Here is a 19230-nt window from a genome sequence, read left to right on the forward strand (position 1 = left end):
CAGTAGCACTATAGCAGCAAAAAGAAGCATTATACTCAGAAAGCTCAAATAATCGCCGAGATGAAGACCGGAAAAATTCTTTCCGTAGCTTTCTGTACAGCTCTTCAAAGAAAGCGGAGCCAAACTGCCAGCCACCGCATGTTCTCCTGCTCGCAGATGCCGGTTATCAAGGCGTGACTAAAATACATCCCAACAGTCAGGTACCGTTCAAAAAAACTAAACTGCATCCATTAGACAAAGAACAAAAAACAAGCAACAGGACTTTATCTCGGAAACGTATGGTGATTGAATATATTTTTCGCAAACTCAAAGTGTTCCGTATTTTGAGCGAACGGTATCGAAACAGGAGAAAGCGTTTTGGTCTCCGCTTCAGCTTGATCGCCGCCGTCTATAACATGGAGCTAACAATTGCTGGCCGATGACTTATGCAAGAGGTCTATAGTTATTTCTCCTCTGTGACCGCGTAACCACCTCGAACTGCTGTAACGGTTCCTGATGCAGGAAAGGACGCTGTCTCCACCTTAAGTCACGCTTACTTTGCCTCAAAGTAAACTTCATCTGTCTCAGATCACGCTTTCCGCGCCTCTCGTCACGCTTCAAATGCCGCGTTTCACGCTTTCTGAGCCTCATGGTAAGCATGAAATGAGGCATTTCACGCTTCCTCCGCCTCATTGCACGCTTGAAACGTCACGTTGCAAACTTCCTTTGCCTCATAGTAAGCGTGAAATACCACGTTTCACGCTTGACTTGCCTCATTGCAAATCGACAACGCCACGTTGCAGGCTTGCCCCGCCGCCTGTCTTCCTTGCTCCGCCAAAGAAAATCCTTTGGTTATCGACACTCATTCGGAGTGCTACGAAGGCAGCAGCCGAACTGCCGCATCCGGCTCATTGAGTTCCTCTCAGTTGGAGAAAATAGTAGCCGAAAAGATTTCACCTTGAGTATAGAGCAAAACGAAGAAGTTGACGATAGAATGCGAAGCCGTTACCTTGCAGTTATGCGCCTGACGAGACAACTTGCCTCAGCACCATGAGCAACGAAACAAACTGGAGCAGCATTTCAGCTCAACACCATACTCTTCCAACGTTTTTTTGTCGAGCTTATCGTTGACCGATGTTGGATCGCCGATAACGCACACCACCTCCAAGACAACAGGACAATGACCGAAATCACCTTGCTGTGGCATGATTATGAGACCTGGGGCCTGAATCCCCGGAAAGACCGGCCCGCGCAGTTTGCGGCTGTCCGCACTAATCTGGAGCTAGAGGAGATCAGTGAGCCGCTCGTGCTGTGGTGTTGTTTGGCAGGCGATGCGCTTCCTCACCCAGAGGCCGTGCTGCTGACCGGTATTTCCCCGCAAGAGGCGGCAGCCAAAGGGCTGAATGAGGCCGCTTTCTTTCGGCAGATTCATGCCGAGCTGTCTTTGCCCGGTACGTGCGGAGTTGGCTACAACAGCCTGCGTTTTGATGACGAAGTGACGCGCTTCGGGTTCTATCGCAACTTTATCGATCCCTATGCCCGCGAATGGCAGGACGGTTGCGCGCGCTGGGATATCATTGACCTGGTTCGCGTTACCCATGCCCTGCGGCCTGAGCAAATCAACTGGGAGGGGAGCACCAGTTTTCGCCTCGATCTACTCGCTGCCGCCAACGGTATTAACCATGAGGCGCACGATGCTCTCAGTGATGTCCGCGCTACACTTGCCCTGGCTCGCTTGCTCAAACAACTCAAGCCGCGCCTTTACGACTACTGTTTCCAGCTCCGCCAGAAAAACGAGGCGGCCAAGCTGCTCAATCTCCAGGCGCACGAGATAGTTCTGCATGTCAGCGGCATGTATCCAGCAGCCAAGGGCTGCATTGCGCCTGTCATTCCTTTGCTCCAGCATCCACGCAATAAAAACGAGATCATTGTCTATGATCTGCGCCAGGATCCGCAGCTGCTCCTGGCCATGACCCCAGAAGAGATGGCAGAGAATCTTTACGCTCGCAGTGAGGAGATGCCAGAGGGGTTTCAACGGCTGGCCCTGAAAGGTGTGCATTGCAATAAGTCGCCAGTATTGGCTCCTGTCAACACCCTCACGCCAGCAATGGCAGAAAAATGGCAGATTGACTGGCCGCAGATCAAGCAGCATCGGCAGCAGCTCTTGGCTGACAAAACCCTGACGCAGCGACTGACCGCCTTATATCAACAAAAGGCACCGGCAAGCCAGCCGCCTGATGCCGATGCGGCTTTGTATGAAAAGTTTATCTCTGACAAGGACCGTCGTCTCTGCAACGAGGTGCTGGCGAAAAAACCGGAGCAGCTGGCAGCCTGGGAGCCGCCCTTTGCTGACGAACGCTTGCGCACCCTTTATTTTCGCTATCGAGCACGCAATTGGCCGGAATACCTTGAGGCCAAGGAGCAGGAGCAGTGGCGGCATTTCTGTGAAGCCCGCCTCTTAGAAGGGCAATTTGGCAATGAACTGACGCTGGCGAGATACCGGCAGATTTTGGAGGAACTGGCGAGCAATGGCACCGCAGAGCAACAGCCAGAGCTGTTCAAGCTGTTGGTCGAGTGGGTGCATTAAACGACGCGGTATTTTTTGCGTAACTTGTAGAAACGACTCCTTTCGTACTCGCTGGCAAAGGAGTTTGGCTCGGTAAGAAAGGAGTTGGAGTCGGCAGCAAAGGAGTGCGGCTTGGCAAGAAAGGAGTCTGGCCGAGTACCAAAGGAGTTTGGCTAACTTGGAAAGGAGTTGGAGTCGGCCAAACTCCTTTGCGGCTTAACAGGAAAGCAGTTTTGCCAAGCCGCACTCCTTTGCTGCCGACTCCAACTCCTTTCTTACCGAGCCAAACTCCTTGGCAACCGAGCCGCATTCTTCCCTTACCTCATAGTCATCTCAGCACTCAGGCGTTCATTTCTCACTTTGGCTGGGCTTTTCCCTGTCCAACGGCGAAAAGCCTTGCAGAACCCCCGCGCACTCTCAAAGCCGAGCTGATAGGCCACATCGTCAATACTGCGGTTTCTGTCAGACAATAAACCCATTGCATTGACCTGCCGGGCCTCGTCCAGCAACTTACTGGCACTGCTGCCAGAAGACCGCAAGCGGCGTTGAAGACCGCTGATACTCATGCCCACGCTTTTCGCCAAACTCGATACCGAATAATCCCCCTTTAAGGCATTGCGCAACACCGCTTTGCGGATCTCGCCCAACCCGTCACTCTCGGCTGGATCCAGTTCCTGCCGGAGCCGTTGGAGGCGCAGCTCAAGTGTACCGCGTAATTCTGGCCTGCCTTTCCGGTTCAGTCGCTCCAAACACTGGCTGGCAAAGAACATGGCGTTGAACTTCGCGTTAAAGGACACAGGTGCCTTGAAGAAATCCTCGTAGGCGGCAATTGGGCCAATTGGACTGTGACAGAACTGCACCCGAAGCAGCACCTCTTCCCCGAAACACTCTTGCGCAATCCTCGCGCCCATACAGAGTCCCACTTCTGCCCCAATACCGCCGTCCTGCCGACTTAAGGGCTGATGCGTGCGCAGGATGGTCTCGGTCTTACCCCAGTCAATCACCTTCATTTCCAGTCGGTCAGCAAGCAGGTCGTGGTATTGCTCGAAAAGTTCCAGCATGGAGCGCATGTCTGGCGAGCGGCGCAGCAGATTACCTGGTGCACCCAGATAGGAAAGCGGTGCGGTGCGGGCCATTTCTAAGGCGACATTCCGGCCTGGGAAGGTATCGGCCAGCATCTTGAAAAACTTTTCAAAAAAAGTCTCTGGCAGATAAGTGTCCGGGTTCATTAACACCGCTGGCGCAATGCCGGTCTCGTTGCTGATTTGCTCAACAGACAAGCCAAGATAGGCAGCATAAAACACGGCAACGCTGCCCATGCTGCTGACGATGCGGCACTCTTTGGGTGGATCGTGGTCCTTGTGAAGAAACGACATGGTGTTCACCTGAGGTAATTAAGCTGACCAAGGAATCTTTTTGTTCTGATGCGAAAGTTCCGTTTTTTGCCGCATCAGGACATTAAAACAGCAAGCGAGATAGGTTATCATGGCATCATCAAAACGGAACGAATAGCTGATGAAGAGTTCATCAGTCAGAGTGAAGCGAAAGTTCCTGTTTATGACGCGACAGGACATTAAAACAGCGCAGAATATCGTTTAAGATGGTTGCAACAAAAGCAGGAGCGTTCAATTTCAGTTCCTGACCCTTATGGGTGTCAACTGAAACTGAATCAACATAACAGATTGCTGCGTGTGCTGCAATTTCTTTTAGCAATCGCCTCTACAAATTTATTCAGGCGGTTTTATACATCACCTCTGGAAAAGGAGAGAAAAATGGCTGCATCAAAGTTTGTTGTAATGAGCCGCAGGAACCTTGTCACACCGACCTTAGATTACGGCTGGTCGGTTTCAAGTACTGAGCGTTCCGGGCTCAGACCTGTTTCTGTAGAGATTGCCAAGGCGGACCTGACCGCCAAAGAGGTCAACGATTTGAGACGCGATCCCAGTGTTGATGCAATCGCACCAGTAATGCCGATCCGTCTGATCGCCCCGACCCAATCCTCTATCTTGAGCGAGGCTGAAATAGCGAGTTTATCTTCGCCGACTTGGGGCATCAAGGCTGTCCGAGCATCGGAATCACGTTATGACGGTTCTGGCGTGACCGTAGCAGTGCTTGATACCGGCATAGACCCAGAACACCCTGCGTTCACCGGAGTAGAGCTGCTCCAGCGCAACTTCACCTTAGAGGGAGACCATGATGATATTGGACATGGCACGCATTGCGCTGGCACGATCTTCGGGCAGGATATCAACGGGCTGCGGTTCGGGATTGCTCAGAAGATAAAGAAAGCACTTATCGGCAAAGTACTTGGCAAGGACGGCGGTTCTTCTGCAACAATCGCTGATGCTGTTGGCTGGGCAATCAGTGAAAATGCCCACATTATTTCAATGTCTCTGGGAATTGATTTTCCGGGCTACGTCAAATATCTGATCGACTGCGGATTAAAGGCAGAACCAGCCACTTCAATCGCCTTAGAAGGTTATCGGGCGAATATCAATCTGTTCACCCGGCTAGCGGAATACGCTCGTGAGAGAAATGTGTTGATCATTGCCGCCGCAGGCAATGAAAGCCGGAGGCCGGAATACGAAATTGCTGTTGCTCCTCCTGCCGCTGGAACAGAAGTTGTCTCTGTTGGCGCATTGGGGCAAGCGGATGATGGAGACAAGCTGGATGTGGCTGTTTTCTCCAACACGCAGGTGGACATCGCCGCGCCGGGCAGGGGCATTGTCTCTGCTTGGCCAGGCGGAAAGCTCGCCAGCCTCCAAGGAACTAGCATGGCCACACCTCATGTTGCCGGTGTTGCCGCTCTTTGGGCGCAGCGTGAAATCGAGCAGCACGGAAGAGTTGAATATCTTCCTTTGTTGGCTCGGCTGATTGCCAGCGGAACAACCGCGCCTCTGGTACAAGGCATTAAAGAAGATAGCGTTGGCGCAGGGATTGTGCAGGCACCGCTAACCTGATCGTTTTCCTGCGTAGTATAGCAAATAGGAGGTGAATCATGATTCAATAACAGAACTAGTCTCTTTTGTTCTAGTTTTTTCTATCTTCAACTAACAATACTCAATGAGGTTAATCATGGCTACAGCATTCGAGGTTAATTCAGCTTCTTCTCAGGGTGGTTTATATGTCTCAACTACTCAGCAGGTCAATGAAAAGCAGGTACGCCTGTTAACTCCGCCAAGCGTAGAAGGCGTACCGGTAGAAATGGCATTGCCAAATGGTATCATTACCTATCGGCATGATTGGGGAAACAAAAATGGCCAGTGGACATTAAATCTTGCTTGGGATGTTATCAAGAAGGGTTCTATGGTCTTCGTTTCAATTGGCGAGGGAGCAGCAGATGGCGGAAAATTTATAGGTGGTGCTAAATACACCCTCCATAATGTTGCACCTACAGACGGAACCGTGAGTATTTGGGTAAATATAGAATGGAATTACCCGATTCGGCTCTACGTTGATTATCTGGTCATTAACCCATAAACCCAGTTCGTTTACCAACTTCCCTTGCGGGATATAAATGATATAGGTCACTAGCTTAATTTCGCAAGGGAAAAAGTGCATTGATATTGTGTCGCATGAGGTTGCAAACAACCTCTTAATCCAAGAATCATGTCTGTATAAAGGAGCAGATCATGCCACGACCGTTTTTTCACGAAGAATTCACCTTCACTAATCCTGATGGAAGTAGATTTCAAGTCATTGGGTCAGGAAATCAGCATTATGCTGTATTTGAAACGCTGGACGGGTACACCGTGATAAAAAATCAGAAAGATGGATATTATGAATATGCCGATCTTTCTGCTGACAAGACTGATCTGGTGCCCAGCGGCATTCGGGTTGGAGATTTGGATATTCGTTCACATCGGCTTGTCCAGCATCTCCGTGCCAGCACGGAAACAGTGAGAATCAGAGCGTTGCGAAGCGCAAGTCAGCTTAAAGGAAAGCCGCGCTGGCAAATTCGCCGTGAAAACCGCCGGAATGAAATTCGGCATGCCTTGCTGACAAGAGCGTCAAGTGCGCCGCCTGCATCAGGCACGACAGGCAATTATGTCGGTTTATGCCTTCTGATTCAATTTCCAGATGTGATCGGCACAATCGCTCAGGATGAGGTAAGCAATTTCTGTAACCAGCGAGGCTACAGCAACAACGGCAACAACGGTTCGGTGTGTGATTACTTCTATGACAACTCTGACGGCAAGCTGCACTACACCAACACTGTGACTGCTTACTATACAGCCAAACATGAGCGGTCATATTACACTGACAATTCGATCTCTTATGGCAGTCGCGCCCGAGAGCTTATCGTGGAAGGGTTGGACTGGTTGAAGTCGCAAGGTTTTGATTTCAGCCAGTTCAGCAGCGACGGGGAGGGATATGTCTACGCTCTCAATGTTTTTTATGCCGGTGATTGTGTAAACAACTGGGCGGAAGGATTGTGGCCGCATTCATGGACGTTAGCAGCACCATATGAGGCGGCGGCTGGCAAACGGTTTTCTGACTATCAGATCACCAATATGGGCAATCAGCTCACATTAGGCACGTTTTGTCATGAAAATGGTCATATGATCTGCGATTTTCCTGATCTATATGATTATGGATATGAATCAACCGGAGTTGGAGATTACTGCTTGATGTGTTACGGGGGCGCAAACAACAATCCGACACAAGTTTGCGCATATCTGAAGCACAAGGCAGGTTGGACATCACGGCTGACATCGATAACAGGCTGCATGACAGCCGCCGTATTAGCTGGAAAAAATGATTTCCTCTTTTATCCCAACCCAAAAAATGCCACCGAATATTTCATTGTTGAAAATCGGCAGCAAGCAGGACGGGATGCCTCGCTCCCTGATTCAGGTCTCGCTATCTGGCACGTTGATGAATTAGGCAGCAATAACAACGAACAGATGATTCCTGAGAGGCATTATGAATGTTCGCTGGAACAAGCTGATGGCCGTAATGATCTTGAACATGGAGCCAATGCTGGAGACGGAGGAGATTTATACGCAGCACCACTTCATGCAGAGTTCAATAATGCGACATCACCAAGCGGCAAATGGTGGGATGGAGCAGACTCAGGTCTGACAATAAGTGAAGTGTCTGACTCTGGAACCATGATGACGTTCTCGACAGCAGGAGAAGGGGAGGAAAACAGCATTGTTGGAACTTGGTATTCTGTTTGTGTTGACTGGGGGTGTACAGGAAGAGTTCTCAAAGCCAGCCCGTTTACTTTCTGCGCGAACGGTAAATGGACATACGCATATGGTGGTGGGCGATGGATACAAGTCGGCAACATGGTTGCCTGGAATTTTGACAATGCCCCCGGTTTAATATATACGGCAAATGTCAACATCAATGCCATGAACGGCATTATGGGATATGCCAAAACCGGATTGGACATAAAAGGATGTTTCTACGCTATTCGTCATCCTATAGCAAGCAGCAGGTCTACTGTAGACGCTAATGAGGAATCAGGAGACGGCATTATTGGTGATGTAGCAATCAATCCTGTCCGGCAGGAGCAATAAGTGTGTGTTGCAGAGCGTGCTGATATTGTTTCTTCCCGCTCTGCTTCCAAGGAGAGAATAAAATGAATGCAATCCAAATCACCTACAATGAAGCACGGGAGAGAATGAAGCCAGGCGACGTGATCGCCTTCAGCGGCAAGGCGAACATCTCCGAACTCATCAAGTCTGTCACCCTGTCCGATGTCTCGCATGTCGGGGTGATCTTGCAGACCAAGACCCTGAACGACGACAAGAAAGGCAGGTTCTTCAACGAGATCATCGAGTCAACCACTGGCAATGGAGTCTTTGGGGTGACGACTTCAAAGATGAGGAAGTGTCTTGATCTCTACGAGGGCGAAGTGTGGTGGCTTCCCTTGGATGAGAAGATCAGAGCCACCCAATTCAACGAGAGGGAGTTCTACGATTTCCTCTTCAACCAGAAGGGCAAGTACTACGACACGCCGCAAGCAGTAATGTCAGCACTGGATATTCTGGATAAACTTCCCTTTGGCCTGTCTGGACCTACACTGAACAAGGAGGACTTCAGTAAGTTCTTCTGCTCTGAATTGGTGGCAGCTGCTTTTGAGAAGGCTGGTGTGACCGGGCCAGTTAACGCCTCGGAAGTGACCCCAATAGACCTGTGCCGCTGGCGCATCTATCAAGGCAACTACTATCAGCTGAAAGGTGATATAAGCAAAGTGATATCCCGATTCAACACTGCCTCTCCATCAGATTGGAATGTCGGGCGGCAGAGTGAGTATCTTGATAACGAATACGCCAAGCGCTCTCCGGTCTGCGAGCTGGCATAATGCGCAGATATGAGGTCGGGCAGCCTATGCTGCCCGCTCCTCGCCCTCCCTACAACACCAACTCGAACTTCATCTCCGTATCATCCCTATCCTTCCTGTCGAGCAGCAGGGTCAGTATCTTCTCTAATAACCTGATCCCACCTTTATAGCCCACGGTGGGGAAGTACTGATGCCCTTGCCGGTCAAGGATTGGAAATCCCCAGCGCAGGAACGGCACATCCTCATCGCGGGCAATGTACTTGCCATAAGTGTTGCTGATCAGTAAATCAACCGGCTCGTTCTTCATCCACTGATGGAGGAGGAAGAAGTCCCCTTTCGCCCGCACATTCACCTCGAACGGCATTCCCGCTGTAATCTCCTTGATGCGCTTCTCGAACTTCTTGCCTGGCGTGCCCGTGACAATGTGTACTGGGCACATATCAATGGAGACTAAGAACTCCGTCATAGCAATAAGCTGATCAGGATCACCAGCTAATGCCACCTTCTTGTGATAGAAGTACTGGTGCATGTCTGAGATCAGATCAACGAGCTGCCCGCGTTCGACCATGACCTCCTCCGGCACATTCACGCCAGCCATCTTGTGCAGCGTATCAATGAAGCGGTCTGTCGCTTTCAGGCCAAAGGGCATGTCCAATATCTTGCACGGCACCTTGTACTGCTTGTCCAGCTCACGCGCTGCATCACCAGAGCACCACTCGCCCAAGGCAACAGTGCCGATAGAATCACCGGTGGACTTCAGCTCGGCAATAGTTACGCCGCCGTCCGGGAACATCTTATATTCCCCAGTCAAAGGTGTATTGAGCACGCCCGACGTATCCGGGAACATGATGGTCTGCACGCCCATCAGCTTGGCCAACCGCTTCAGTTCCTCCATGTCCGCAGGCTCGACCCAGCCGGGGATGAGATTCACCTTGCCGTTCTTCTTGCCCGTTGGTTCGGCCAGCTCGGTCATCGCCTTGACCATGTTGGCGAAACCAGTGACGTGCGAGCCGACATAACTGGGCGTGGACGCGCTGATCACGTATTTACCTTCGGGTATCTTACCCTCGGCAATGGCCTTCTTGCGTATCTGCGGTAGGTCGTCGCCAATGGTCTCGGAGAGGCAGGTGGTATGGACAGCAATGATCTCCGGGTTATAGACTGAGAAGATGTTGCTAAAAGCCTGCATCAGGTTAGCCTGACCACCAAAGACGGACGCACCTTCAGTGAACGAGCTGGTCGCTGCGCTCACTGGCTCCTTGTAGTGCCTTGTTAGGGCGGAGCGGTGGTACGCACAGCATCCCTGCGAGCCGTGACTGTGCGGCAGGCAGCCATGGATACCCAGAGCAGCGTACATCGCGCCTATGGGCTGGCAGGTCTTTGCCGGGTTGATGGTTAAGGCACTGCGCTCAGTGATCTCTTTCGGTGTATGTCGTAAGAGCATGGTGTCTCTCCTATAGTTCTCATGGAGGGGCGAACCTTGTGATCGCCCCGGTGCTCAAGGGCGAAGATGCGCCTCGCCCTATGCCTACGTATCTTATTCACACTATGGTTTGGGGCCAATCTTCAATAGTGGTTGAAGGGTGGCTACAATAGTGGTTGAAGGATGGCTACAATAGTGGTTGAAGGATGGCTACAATACTGGTTGAAGCCAACCCTCAATAGAGGGTGAGATAAAGTCACACCCTACTATCTGTTTCCACCTCACTGGAGGGGCGAATTTCTGTGTTTGCCCTATTCTGTTCAGGGCAGGCACAGGGGCCTGCCCCTACGGTTCACTCCCAGACATACGTGCCAGAAAGCTGTGGGTTCTCCTGCCACGGTGCTTTCATGTACGACCAGACCTTGCTGTTGACCAGCCGGTCGATCTCTTTGTAGAAGTTGACCGCTCCTTGGAATCCCGCGTATGGCCCACCAGAGTCGTAGCTGTGCAACTGTTTCATTGGCACGCCGAGCTTCTGGATGGAGAACTTCTCCTTGATGCCTGCGCAGAAGATGTCCGGCTTCAGCAGTTTGACCAGTGTTTCCGCCTCGTGCTGGTTGAGGTCGTCAATGATGAGCGTGCCTGCCTCCATGTCTGGTGCAAGTCCCTCATAGTCCTTGAACTTGACCGTGCCCGCTGCTTCGAGAGCCTGCATCGCGGCCTCGCTTTTGCGCGGCTTAAAGCGCGTGGCATCAGCCTCGACCTCAATCTCCTCAATGTTACGGCTGTCCGCATCTACCTCGATGGTCGGGATGACGCGGCGGCCCTCGTAGTCGTCACGGTGGCCGAACTCGTAGCCCGCAGAGATGGTCTTCATGCCCATCTCCTTGAACAGCTCATTGTAATGGTGCGCCCGCGAGCCGCCCACGAACATCATGGCGGTCTTGCCTTCAGTGCGCGGCAGTATCTCCGCAACCGCAGCCTCGACTTCCGGCATCTCCTCGGCAATCACCTGCTCAACACGGTCAATCAGCTCTTTGTCCTCGAAATAGGCCGCGATCTTGCGCAGGGACTTGGCTGTTGCCTTTGCTCCGATGAAGTTCACCTTGATCCACGGGATGCCGAACTTGGTCTCCATCATGTCGGCCACGTAGTTGATCGAGCGGTGGCACATGACGGCGTTCAGATCCGCCTGATGCGCAGTGGCGAACTGCTTATACGTGCTGTTGCCGGAGAAGGTGGCGATATTGGTGATGCCGCACTTCTTAAAGATACGGTCGATCTCAAAGCCGTCGCCGCCGATGTTGTACTCACCCAGCAGGCTGATCTTATACTTGCCCTCTACTGGCCGGTCGTCCGCACCCACGATGTGGCGGAAGACTTGGTTGTTAGCGATGTGATGCCCTGCGGACTGGCTCACGCCCTTGTAGCCCTCACAGCTAAAGGCGTACACGTTGCAGTCGCCGAACTTCTCCTTCATCTTGCGGGAGACCGTGTGGATGTCATCGCCGATCAGACCCACCGGGCAGGTGGCGAAGACGGCTATGGACTTCGGATGAAAGAGGTCGTAGGCTTCCTGAATCGCCGCAGCCAGCTTCTTCTCACCACCGAAAATGATGTCCTGATCCTGCATGTCGGTGGAGAAGGCGTAGGTCATGAAGTTCTCGCCGTCCGGTCCTTCCGGGCCAGGGTCGGTCTGGTTGCGCCGGGTCAGCCAAGCGTAGAAGCTGCATCCTATCGGCCCATGCACCAGATTGACGATGTCTCTGGTCGGCCCCATGATCACGCCCTTGCAGCCTGCATACGTGCAGCCACGCATCGTAATAATGCCGGGTATGGTGCGCACGTTGGCGGTGATCTCCGGGGTGCCGTTCTCCAGCGCCTCGTTGATCATGATCTGCTTGCTGCGCTTGCGGGCAACCTTAGGCGGGTATTTGGCCAACAGCTCGGCCTTGACCTCCGCAGGCTCCAGCCGCGCTTTCCTGCTCTTTGCTGCTGTCATTATGTTCTCCTGAACGGTTGAACCTCAGCCAATGGCGATCTCGCCTTTCTCACCCGTGCGGACGCGGATTGCGTCAGCGACCGGCAAGATAAATATCTTGCCGTCGCCGGGCTTGCCCGTTTTGTTGACCGCGATGATCGCGCTGACAACGTCGCTCACTTTCTCGTCCTCAACCACCGCCGTCACCATGCGCTTGGGGTAGAGCTTGCCCTTCTCGCCCAGCACCGAGGCCGCTTCCTCATAGCCCTTGTCCACGCCTTCGAGGATCTTCGGATTGATGAAGCCCTTGCCCCGCCCTTGGCATTCGTGGGCAAAGAAGGCGGCAATGCCGGCATCAGTGAGCGCCTTCTTGGTCTGGTTCATCATGTTGATGCGGACGACCGCAATCACTTCCTTCATGATCAGGCCTCCTTCTGGCCGGAGCTGACCGTATAGACCTCTTCCACTGGGCTGACGAATATTTTGCCGTCACCGAACGCGCCCTTGCCTGCGGTGCGGGCCGTGTCCATCACCGTCTGGATGACAAAGTCCTTGTCCTCGTTCTTGATCACCATCATCAGCATGGTTTTGGGGATCTCATCATAGGTCACATCGCCGATCTTGATGCCCCGTTGCTTGCCGCGTCCGGCCACGGAATACTTGGTCACTGCCGGGAAGCCCGCATCCATAAGGGCGGCCAGCACTTCGTCTGATTTCTCTGGTCGTACTATTGCTCTGATCATCAGCATGATTCATGTCTCCTTGTATGTTCGGTATCTTGCAGGGGCGGTTCGCGAACCGCCCCTACCGCGTATCCTGCATCGTCTGTCCGGCTTCATTTCGATGCTAGCATGGAGGCATCCTCGATGCTAGCATTGGGCCACCTTCCATGCTAGCATGGAACCTCTCTCGATGCTGGCATGGAACTTCCCTCATTGCTAGCATCGAGATTTGCTCCATGCTAGCATCCACGCCCATTTCAATTCAGCAGGCCGTAATCCATCAGCAGCTTTTCCAGCTCCTCAATCTCCAAGGGCTTAGGAATGACGAACATCTTGTTCTCGTCAATGGACTTCGCCAGTCCACGGTACATGTCCGCCTGCTTGGCATCGGGCTTCCACTCGATGACCGTCTTGCGGTTGATCTCAGCGCGCTGCACGTCGTTGTCACGCGGCACGAACCATATCATCTGCGTTCCCAGCTTCTCGGCAAACTTCTGGATCATCTCCTTCTCATTGTCAACAGCGCGAGAGTTGCAGATCAGTCCGCCCAGACGCACTGCGCCGTTCTGGGCAAACTTCATAATGCCTTTAGAGATGTTGTTGGCCGCGTACATGGCCATCATCTCGCCGGAGACTACAATGTAGATCTCCTCAGCTTTGCCGTCGCGGATAGGCATTGCAAAGCCACCGCACACCACGTCGCCCAGTACATCGTAGAAGGCGTAATCAAGGCCCTCTTTCTCCTCGTAGGCGCCCAGCGATTCCAGCATGTTGATCGAGGTGATGATGCCGCGTCCGGCGCAGCCAACGCCCGGCTCCGGCCCGCCTGACTCCACGCACCAGGTGCCGCCGTAGCCCTTCTTGCGGATGTCCTCCAGATCAACGTCCTCGCCTTCCTCGCGCAGGGTGTCGAGCACCGACTTCTGCGCCAAGCCGCCGAGCAGCAGCCGGGTTGAGTCGGCCTTGGGATCGCAGCCCACGACCATCACTTTCCTGCCCATCTCCACCAGACCTGCCACCGTGTTCTGCGTGGTCGTTGACTTACCAATGCCGCCCTTGCCGTAGATCGCCACCTTTCTCATCGCGTTCTCCCTTCTGTATTCATCTATAGGATGTTTCGGACATGCTAATGCTCCGTGTCAGTGCTGCGCTGCTTCGACATGGATATAGCAAGGACCGTGCCAGAATGATTGTTAGAGAACATCTACTGAGGAATTAAACTCATAGATGTAACTTGTCCAGTTTAACCCCAGAGACTCCTGCGGGGAATACGGGACCAGTATTGTGGGAGATGTGACAATAATGCAGCCGCCTAGCATTTTTGTTGGACGGAGGGAAGGTGGCCGCTATTAAGAACAAATCTTATTTGCAACTGACTCTTGACTTCGCGGCCTCGATCAGCGACAATAAGATACGATGTAGAGAAAAAGATGGCACAGAGATGACAGAGACGTAGCCAAATCTGTGGTAGTTGCTGTCCAGTACTATACTCCCTGCTCCCCCGACACTACGGAGATTGTCTCCATAGTGCCTCCTCCTCAAGGCCACTGGATTTCCGGTGGCCTTGTTTGTCTAGGCTCTTGATCTTTGCCGGAACTCCGTTTAGAATGCCTGCCTAGAACCAAGCCTGCTTAACCATTTAGTCAAGGACTGGGACATGGATGAGAAGAAGAAGCTGAACTGCTGGGAATATAAGAAGTGTGGCCGTGAACCCGGCGGAGCCAAGGTCGCTGAGTTGGGCGTATGTCCAGTGGCCACTGAGCAGAGAGCCGATGGTATTCACAGTGGTACGAACGGCGGTCGTTGCTGTTGGGTCGTGGCTGGCTCTCTCTGCAAGGGGCAGAGGCAAGGCAACTATGTAGAGAAGTTTGGTGACTGCCACAAGTGCGACTTCTACGAATCAGTCAGACGGGAAGAAATGCCGCAGTTCAAGTTAGGCATCACTATTCTCAACGAGATCAAGCAGCGGAAAGGTTGATGTTTGACAAGTACGTTGCTCCATGTCTACCTGCTGATCCTGTAGGGATACTCTGCTGATGTTGCCACGCTAATCATGAGCAAGTTCCTGTGCAAGCTGCTGCTGGTGATCTTGCTTGCTGTCGCTTTTCCGCAGGCTACGGTTGCTGGAGAGCCAGTCAGTGCGGCACTCTTCTGGTCTGTTGATCATGCCCGGCCTGGTGAAACTGTGCCACTGGCCGTGGTTGTTCAGATTGCCAAGGGCTTCCATCTCAACGCTGATGCCTCGCAGCTGAGGCCTTCTAACAAGTTTCGCCCTTATCCTACTCAGCTCACCGCAAGCAAGGTCGATGAGGGCTTGCAAGCTGGAACCCCGCTTTATCCCCCAGCAGAGCTGTTCAAGGCGCAATACGCTGAGGACGGCCTGATGTCCTTCGCTGGTCAGGTCATTATCTACCTGCCAGTCACGTTTGCCCAGCACCTGACTCCTGGTACCCAGCCCGGCCTGCGCTTGGAACTAGAATACCAAGCCTGCACAGACAGCCAGTGTTTGATCCCGCAGAAGATTCAGCTTCAAGGAGTATTACCCATCGCCGATACTCAGGCGCAGGTAGCAGCAGTCAATCAGGAACTCTTCGGCGGATATTACCATCCGCAGCAGGCATCTCTGCCGAGCGGTAGAGTGGATTTCGGCTTCTTAGGCTGGAACTTCTCTGTGAACGGCGCATCTTGGGCTGGGCTTCTGTTGCTCCTTGGTACTGCCGCCTTTGGTGGGATGCTGCTCAACTTCACACCCTGCGTTTTGCCCCTGATTCCGATCAAGATTATCAGCCTCTCTTATGCGGCTAAGAATCGGCGGCAGTGCCTGTTGCTGGGCGTAGCCATGTCGCTAGGCGTGCTGGCCTTCTGGCTGGCCCTGGGTGGTATGATTGCCTTGATCAGCGGCTTTAGTGCGACTAATCAGCTCTTTCAATACCCAGCCTTCACGGTCAGCGTAGGGCTGGTCATTGGCATCATGGCTCTGGGCATGTTCGATTTCTTCTCCCTGCGTCTGCCAGAGTGGCTGTATCTGCTCCACCCAGAGCAGGACACTTTGCATGGCTCCTTTGGCTTGGGCATTCTGGCTGCGGTGCTCTCTACACCCTGCACAGCCCCGTTCATGGGAGCCGCAGCTGCCTGGGCTGCTACTCAGCCACCTGCGGCTACACTGACTGTCTTTGCCGCCATCGGTAGTGGCATGGCCTTGCCGTACCTCGCACTCTCTGCTGCGCCACATTTAGTCAGGAAAATGCCGAGAACCGGTCCGGCTAGCGTGCTCATCAAGCAGGTAATGGGCCTGTTAATGCTGGCTGCCGCCGTCTATTTCATTGGCATCGGGATGGCGATGCTGTTCTCCGATCCCGCACATCCACTAAGCAGGCTCTACTGGTGGCCGGTAATGAGCTTTTCCTTGACTGCTGGCGGCTGGCTGGCGTACCGTACCTATCAAATCACACCAGGGCGGCCCCTCAAGGTCTTCTTCATGGGGATTGGCATCCTGATGATGGTGATTTCCACCTATGGCGCAGTCCATCTGACCGCCAGAGGACCGATCAACTGGGTGCATTACAGCCCAGAGCAATTCGAGCAGGCAGTTGCTGAGGGGAAAGCCGTGGTCATGGTGTTTACTGCTGAATGGTGCCTGAATTGCAAAGCCCTGGAGCAAGGTGTTCTGGATAGCCCGAAGATAGTCAGTTTGTTGCGCCGTGACGAGATCGTACCGATGAAGGTTGATATCACTGGTAGTAATCCGCCAGGGCGAGCAATGCTGCGCCAGACAGGCAGTCTGAGCATTCCGCTGCTGGTTATCTTCTCGCGGCACGGCGAGCAAGTCTATAAAAGCGACTTCTACACGGCAGAGCAGATTTATGAGGCTGTCATCAGTGCTCTCAAAAGGATCTGACCACTGAAAGTCTGTCGTACAAAGTTGTTGACTTCCGGACAGCAGTTCTGTAATCATTTCCTTGGTCGCTGGGGTAAGGCAGTACAACCACAAAAAAGGAGCAGAGCCATGAGCATCAAAATCGGCATCAACGGTCTAGGACGGATCGGCAGAAATATCTTCCGGGCGATCAGCCAGGACAAGGATTTTGCAGAGATTGAGGTGGCAGGGATCAATGATCTCACCGATGTTAAAACCATCGCCCATCTGCTCAAATACGATTCAGTGATGGGCGTGTTTGATGCGGATATCAAGGTGGGCGAACGCGGCATTCTCTTCAATGGCAGAGAAATACCCGTCACAAATCACCGCAATCCAAGCGACATTCCTTGGGGCGAGATCGGGGTTGAATACGTGCTCGAATGCACAGGCCTCTTTTGCAGCGGCGAGGCAGCCAAAGCCCATATTGACGCAGGCGCGGCTAAGGTGATCATCTCTGCCCCAGCCAAGGGCGCAGATGTTAAAACCATCGTTATGGGCGTGAACGAGGATGAGTATGACCCCACCATTCATCATGTGGTCTCCAATGCCTCCTGCACGACCAACTGCTTGGCTCCAATGGCGCGGGTAATCTTAGACAACTTTGGTATCAAGCGCGGCTTGATGACCACAATTCATGCCTATACTGGTGATCAGCGGCTGCTCGATTTCCCCCATTCTGACCTGCGCCGGGCGCGGGCTGCGGGATTGTCCATGATTCCCACTAAGACCGGGGCAGCTTCAGCAGTGGCTCTGGTCATCCCAGAGCTGAAAAACAAATTTGACGGCCTGGCCGTGCGAGTGCCTACCCCCAATGTTTCGCTGGTTGATGCGGTAATGGAGGTGGAGAAAGAAACCTCAGTGGCCGAGGTTAACAATGCCTTGCGCGATGCGGCCAACCGTTACCTGCGCTACTGCGAAGAGCCGCTGGTCTCAATAGATTTTCAGGGCGATCCGCATTCTTCGATAATTGACGGCCTCTGCACCCGCGTCATGGGCAGCTCGGTTAAGGTGATGAGCTGGTACGACAATGAATGGGGCTATTCCAACCGGATGCTGGATTTAGTCCTGCACATGGATGCTAACAAGGCGTTATAACGGTTTCAGGAGAAGGCTATGAAGAAGATACTGCCCGCTACTGTGGCGGTTTTGATGCTGCTGGCCGGAACAATGGCCTATGCCGCCGAAGAGCAATGGAGTTATGCGGGCGAGAAAGGCCCAGAGCATTGGGCCCGGTTAGATCCAGCCTTTACCCTCTGCGGCCAAGGAGCCAATCAGTCGCCGGTCAACTTGACCGGCTTCATTGAGGCAGAGCTGGAGCCGATTAAATTTGACTACACCGGCCTTGTCACTAAAATTCAGCATAACGGCCACACGGTGCAGGCTGCTTATTCTGCTGGTTCCTTTATGACGGTCAACGGCAGGCAATTTGAGCTGCGGCAGATTCATTTTCATACCCCAAGCGAGCATCAGCTCGACGGCAAGCAATTCCCGCTGGAAGCCCACCTTGTTCATGCTGATGCCAAGGGCCAACTGGCCGTGATTGCGGTACTGTCTTCGCTGGGCGCAGAGAATCCCAACCTCAAAAAACTCTGGCAGCAGATACCACAAGAAGTCGGCCAGGAAGAGGGCATGGCTACCCAGGTGCGGGCAGATCATTTGCTGCCGGAGAACCGAGAATATTACCGCTTGAACGGCTCGCTCACCACACCGCCCTGCACCGAAGGGGTGCTGTGGCTGGTCATGAAAAATCCGGTTGCAGTGTCGGAAGAGCAGGTCAAGCAGTTCAGCGAGGTCATAGGGCATCCGAACAACCGCCCGGCGCAGCCGCTCAATGCCCGCGTTGTGCTGCAATAAGCCCAGTGTCCTTGCGTTGTTGGGCAGGAGCTTGGCCCAGTTTTTGGATAAGCACGAGAAGAGTGTTCCTCGTTTGCCAAGGAGTTTGGCTCGGCCAGAAAGGAGTTTTAGTCGGCAGCAGAGGAGTTCGGCTTGACCAAACTGCTTTCCTGGTCAGCCGCAAAGGAGTTTGGCCGATTAAAACTCCTTTCCAAGTCGGCAAGACTCCTCTGCGGCTTGGCCAAACTCCTCTGCTGCCGAGTAGCACTCCTTTGCAAGTCGGCAGAACTCCTTTTTTGCCGAGCCAAACTCCTTGGCAAGCGAGCAAGAAAGGAATATAAAGAGGTGTGATGCGGTTAATCAGCATAGCGTGATAAGTTGAACTTCCTTTGGATTTTTCAACTTGCCCAGTGAACTGATTGGTACTAACTGCGTAAGCCCTCTCTGTTGCGCTTTTTTGAGATGAGGTTACTTCGTGTTAACAGGCCCTAACAAAGGGTAGGTTGTTCAAA

17 protein-coding genes are annotated in these 19230 nt (G+C 53.0%); 11 read left to right on the forward strand and 6 right to left on the reverse strand.

Annotated elements, in window-relative coordinates; genetic code table 11:
- Positions 1-92: 92 nt before the first annotated feature.
- Together ACNKIB_RS09255 and sbcB are read left to right on the forward strand one after the other, a co-directional pair.
- On the forward strand, positions 93-422 hold the full coding sequence (locus ACNKIB_RS09255; protein ID WP_417910289.1) for a transposase: 330 nt from the start codon (positions 93-95) through the stop codon (positions 420-422).
- A gap of 737 nt (positions 423-1159) precedes the next feature.
- A complete protein-coding gene (gene sbcB / locus ACNKIB_RS09260) occupies positions 1160-2566 on the forward strand; it encodes an exodeoxyribonuclease I (protein ID WP_417910260.1) in 1407 nt (468 codons plus the stop codon).
- A 296-nt stretch (positions 2567-2862) separates the two neighbouring features.
- Here the strand turns inward: sbcB and ACNKIB_RS09265 are convergent, their stop codons facing one another.
- Positions 2863-3921, reverse strand: coding sequence for a helix-turn-helix domain-containing protein (locus ACNKIB_RS09265; RefSeq protein WP_417910261.1), 1059 nt, complete (start codon positions 3919-3921; stop codon positions 2863-2865).
- A 396-nt stretch (positions 3922-4317) separates the two neighbouring features.
- Here ACNKIB_RS09265 and ACNKIB_RS09270 point away from each other — a divergent pair, with 396 nt between their 5' ends.
- The 4 genes from ACNKIB_RS09270 (at position 4318) to ACNKIB_RS09285 (ending at position 8861) form a co-directional block, all read left to right on the forward strand.
- Positions 4318-5505 carry a S8 family peptidase gene (locus ACNKIB_RS09270; protein ID WP_417910262.1) on the forward strand — a complete coding sequence of 396 codons (1188 nt, stop codon included), beginning with the start codon at positions 4318-4320 and terminating at the stop codon, positions 5503-5505.
- A gap of 115 nt (positions 5506-5620) precedes the next feature.
- The gene (locus ACNKIB_RS09275; protein ID WP_417910263.1) at positions 5621-6025 is read left to right on the forward strand and encodes a hypothetical protein; all 405 of its coding nucleotides are present in this window, start codon (positions 5621-5623) and stop codon (positions 6023-6025) included.
- Between the two features lie 152 nt (positions 6026-6177).
- Entirely contained in the window at positions 6178-8073 is a 1896-nt protein-coding gene (locus ACNKIB_RS09280) for a M6 family metalloprotease domain-containing protein (protein ID WP_417910264.1), read from the forward strand.
- Between the two features lie 62 nt (positions 8074-8135).
- A complete protein-coding gene (locus tag ACNKIB_RS09285) occupies positions 8136-8861 on the forward strand; it encodes a hypothetical protein (RefSeq protein WP_417910265.1) in 726 nt (241 codons plus the stop codon).
- Between the two features lie 49 nt (positions 8862-8910).
- Here ACNKIB_RS09285 and nifK read toward each other — a convergent pair whose 3' ends face one another.
- From nifK to nifH, 5 genes are all read right to left on the reverse strand, one after another.
- Positions 8911-10284, reverse strand: coding sequence for a nitrogenase molybdenum-iron protein subunit beta (nifK, locus tag ACNKIB_RS09290; RefSeq protein WP_417910266.1), 1374 nt, complete (start codon positions 10282-10284; stop codon positions 8911-8913).
- A gap of 331 nt (positions 10285-10615) precedes the next feature.
- Entirely contained in the window at positions 10616-12265 is a 1650-nt protein-coding gene (gene nifD / locus ACNKIB_RS09295) for a nitrogenase molybdenum-iron protein alpha chain (RefSeq protein WP_417910267.1), read from the reverse strand.
- Between the two features lie 24 nt (positions 12266-12289).
- Positions 12290-12664 (reverse strand): P-II family nitrogen regulator, encoded by a 375-nt coding sequence (locus tag ACNKIB_RS09300; RefSeq protein WP_417910268.1) that lies wholly within the window; start codon positions 12662-12664, stop codon positions 12290-12292.
- 2 nt (positions 12665-12666) lie between these two features.
- A complete protein-coding gene (locus ACNKIB_RS09305; protein ID WP_417910290.1) occupies positions 12667-12996 on the reverse strand; it encodes a P-II family nitrogen regulator in 330 nt (109 codons plus the stop codon).
- A gap of 227 nt (positions 12997-13223) precedes the next feature.
- Complete coding sequence (gene nifH / locus ACNKIB_RS09310; RefSeq protein WP_417910269.1) at positions 13224-14048, reverse strand: nitrogenase iron protein; 825 nt, start codon at positions 14046-14048, stop codon at positions 13224-13226.
- Between the two features lie 575 nt (positions 14049-14623).
- On the opposite strand from nifH, the gene ACNKIB_RS09315 reads away from it, so the two are divergent.
- The 5 genes from ACNKIB_RS09315 (at position 14624) to ACNKIB_RS09335 (ending at position 19069) form a co-directional block, all read left to right on the forward strand.
- Complete coding sequence (locus ACNKIB_RS09315; protein WP_417910270.1) at positions 14624-14944, forward strand: two-CW domain-containing protein; 321 nt, start codon at positions 14624-14626, stop codon at positions 14942-14944.
- 75 nt (positions 14945-15019) lie between these two features.
- Positions 15020-16864, forward strand: coding sequence for a cytochrome c biogenesis protein CcdA (locus ACNKIB_RS09320; protein ID WP_417910271.1), 1845 nt, complete (start codon positions 15020-15022; stop codon positions 16862-16864).
- A 108-nt stretch (positions 16865-16972) separates the two neighbouring features.
- The gene (gap, locus tag ACNKIB_RS09325; RefSeq protein ID WP_417910272.1) at positions 16973-17980 is read left to right on the forward strand and encodes a type I glyceraldehyde-3-phosphate dehydrogenase; all 1008 of its coding nucleotides are present in this window, start codon (positions 16973-16975) and stop codon (positions 17978-17980) included.
- A gap of 18 nt (positions 17981-17998) precedes the next feature.
- On the forward strand, positions 17999-18739 hold the full coding sequence (locus ACNKIB_RS09330) for a carbonic anhydrase (RefSeq protein WP_417910273.1): 741 nt from the start codon (positions 17999-18001) through the stop codon (positions 18737-18739).
- 132 nt (positions 18740-18871) lie between these two features.
- Positions 18872-19069 (forward strand): hypothetical protein, encoded by a 198-nt coding sequence (locus tag ACNKIB_RS09335; RefSeq protein WP_417910274.1) that lies wholly within the window; start codon positions 18872-18874, stop codon positions 19067-19069.
- The last annotated feature ends 161 nt before the right edge of the window (positions 19070-19230 follow it).

The sequence above is a fragment of the Candidatus Electronema sp. PJ genome, from assembly GCF_048287395.1.
Taxonomy (GTDB): domain Bacteria; phylum Desulfobacterota; class Desulfobulbia; order Desulfobulbales; family Desulfobulbaceae; genus Electronema.

Excerpts from the sequence above, each read along its gene's own strand:
- sbcB (WP_417910260.1), top strand. The coding sequence starts at position 1,160 with ATGACCGAAATCACCTTGCTGTGGCATGATTATGAGACCTGGGGCCTG.
- ACNKIB_RS09265 (WP_417910261.1), bottom strand. The coding sequence starts at position 3,921 with ATGTCGTTTCTTCACAAGGACCACGATCCACCCAAAGAGTGCCGCATC.
- ACNKIB_RS09270 (WP_417910262.1), top strand. The coding sequence starts at position 4,318 with ATGGCTGCATCAAAGTTTGTTGTAATGAGCCGCAGGAACCTTGTCACA.
- ACNKIB_RS09275 (WP_417910263.1), top strand. The coding sequence starts at position 5,621 with ATGGCTACAGCATTCGAGGTTAATTCAGCTTCTTCTCAGGGTGGTTTA.
- ACNKIB_RS09280 (WP_417910264.1), top strand. The coding sequence starts at position 6,178 with ATGCCACGACCGTTTTTTCACGAAGAATTCACCTTCACTAATCCTGAT.
- ACNKIB_RS09285 (WP_417910265.1), top strand. The coding sequence starts at position 8,136 with ATGAATGCAATCCAAATCACCTACAATGAAGCACGGGAGAGAATGAAG.
- nifK (WP_417910266.1), bottom strand. The coding sequence starts at position 10,284 with ATGCTCTTACGACATACACCGAAAGAGATCACTGAGCGCAGTGCCTTA.
- nifD (WP_417910267.1), bottom strand. The coding sequence starts at position 12,265 with ATGACAGCAGCAAAGAGCAGGAAAGCGCGGCTGGAGCCTGCGGAGGTC.
- ACNKIB_RS09300 (WP_417910268.1), bottom strand. The coding sequence starts at position 12,664 with ATGAAGGAAGTGATTGCGGTCGTCCGCATCAACATGATGAACCAGACC.
- nifH (WP_417910269.1), bottom strand. The coding sequence starts at position 14,048 with ATGAGAAAGGTGGCGATCTACGGCAAGGGCGGCATTGGTAAGTCAACG.
- ACNKIB_RS09315 (WP_417910270.1), top strand. The coding sequence starts at position 14,624 with ATGGATGAGAAGAAGAAGCTGAACTGCTGGGAATATAAGAAGTGTGGC.
- ACNKIB_RS09320 (WP_417910271.1), top strand. The coding sequence starts at position 15,020 with ATGAGCAAGTTCCTGTGCAAGCTGCTGCTGGTGATCTTGCTTGCTGTC.
- gap (WP_417910272.1), top strand. The coding sequence starts at position 16,973 with ATGAGCATCAAAATCGGCATCAACGGTCTAGGACGGATCGGCAGAAAT.
- ACNKIB_RS09330 (WP_417910273.1), top strand. The coding sequence starts at position 17,999 with ATGAAGAAGATACTGCCCGCTACTGTGGCGGTTTTGATGCTGCTGGCC.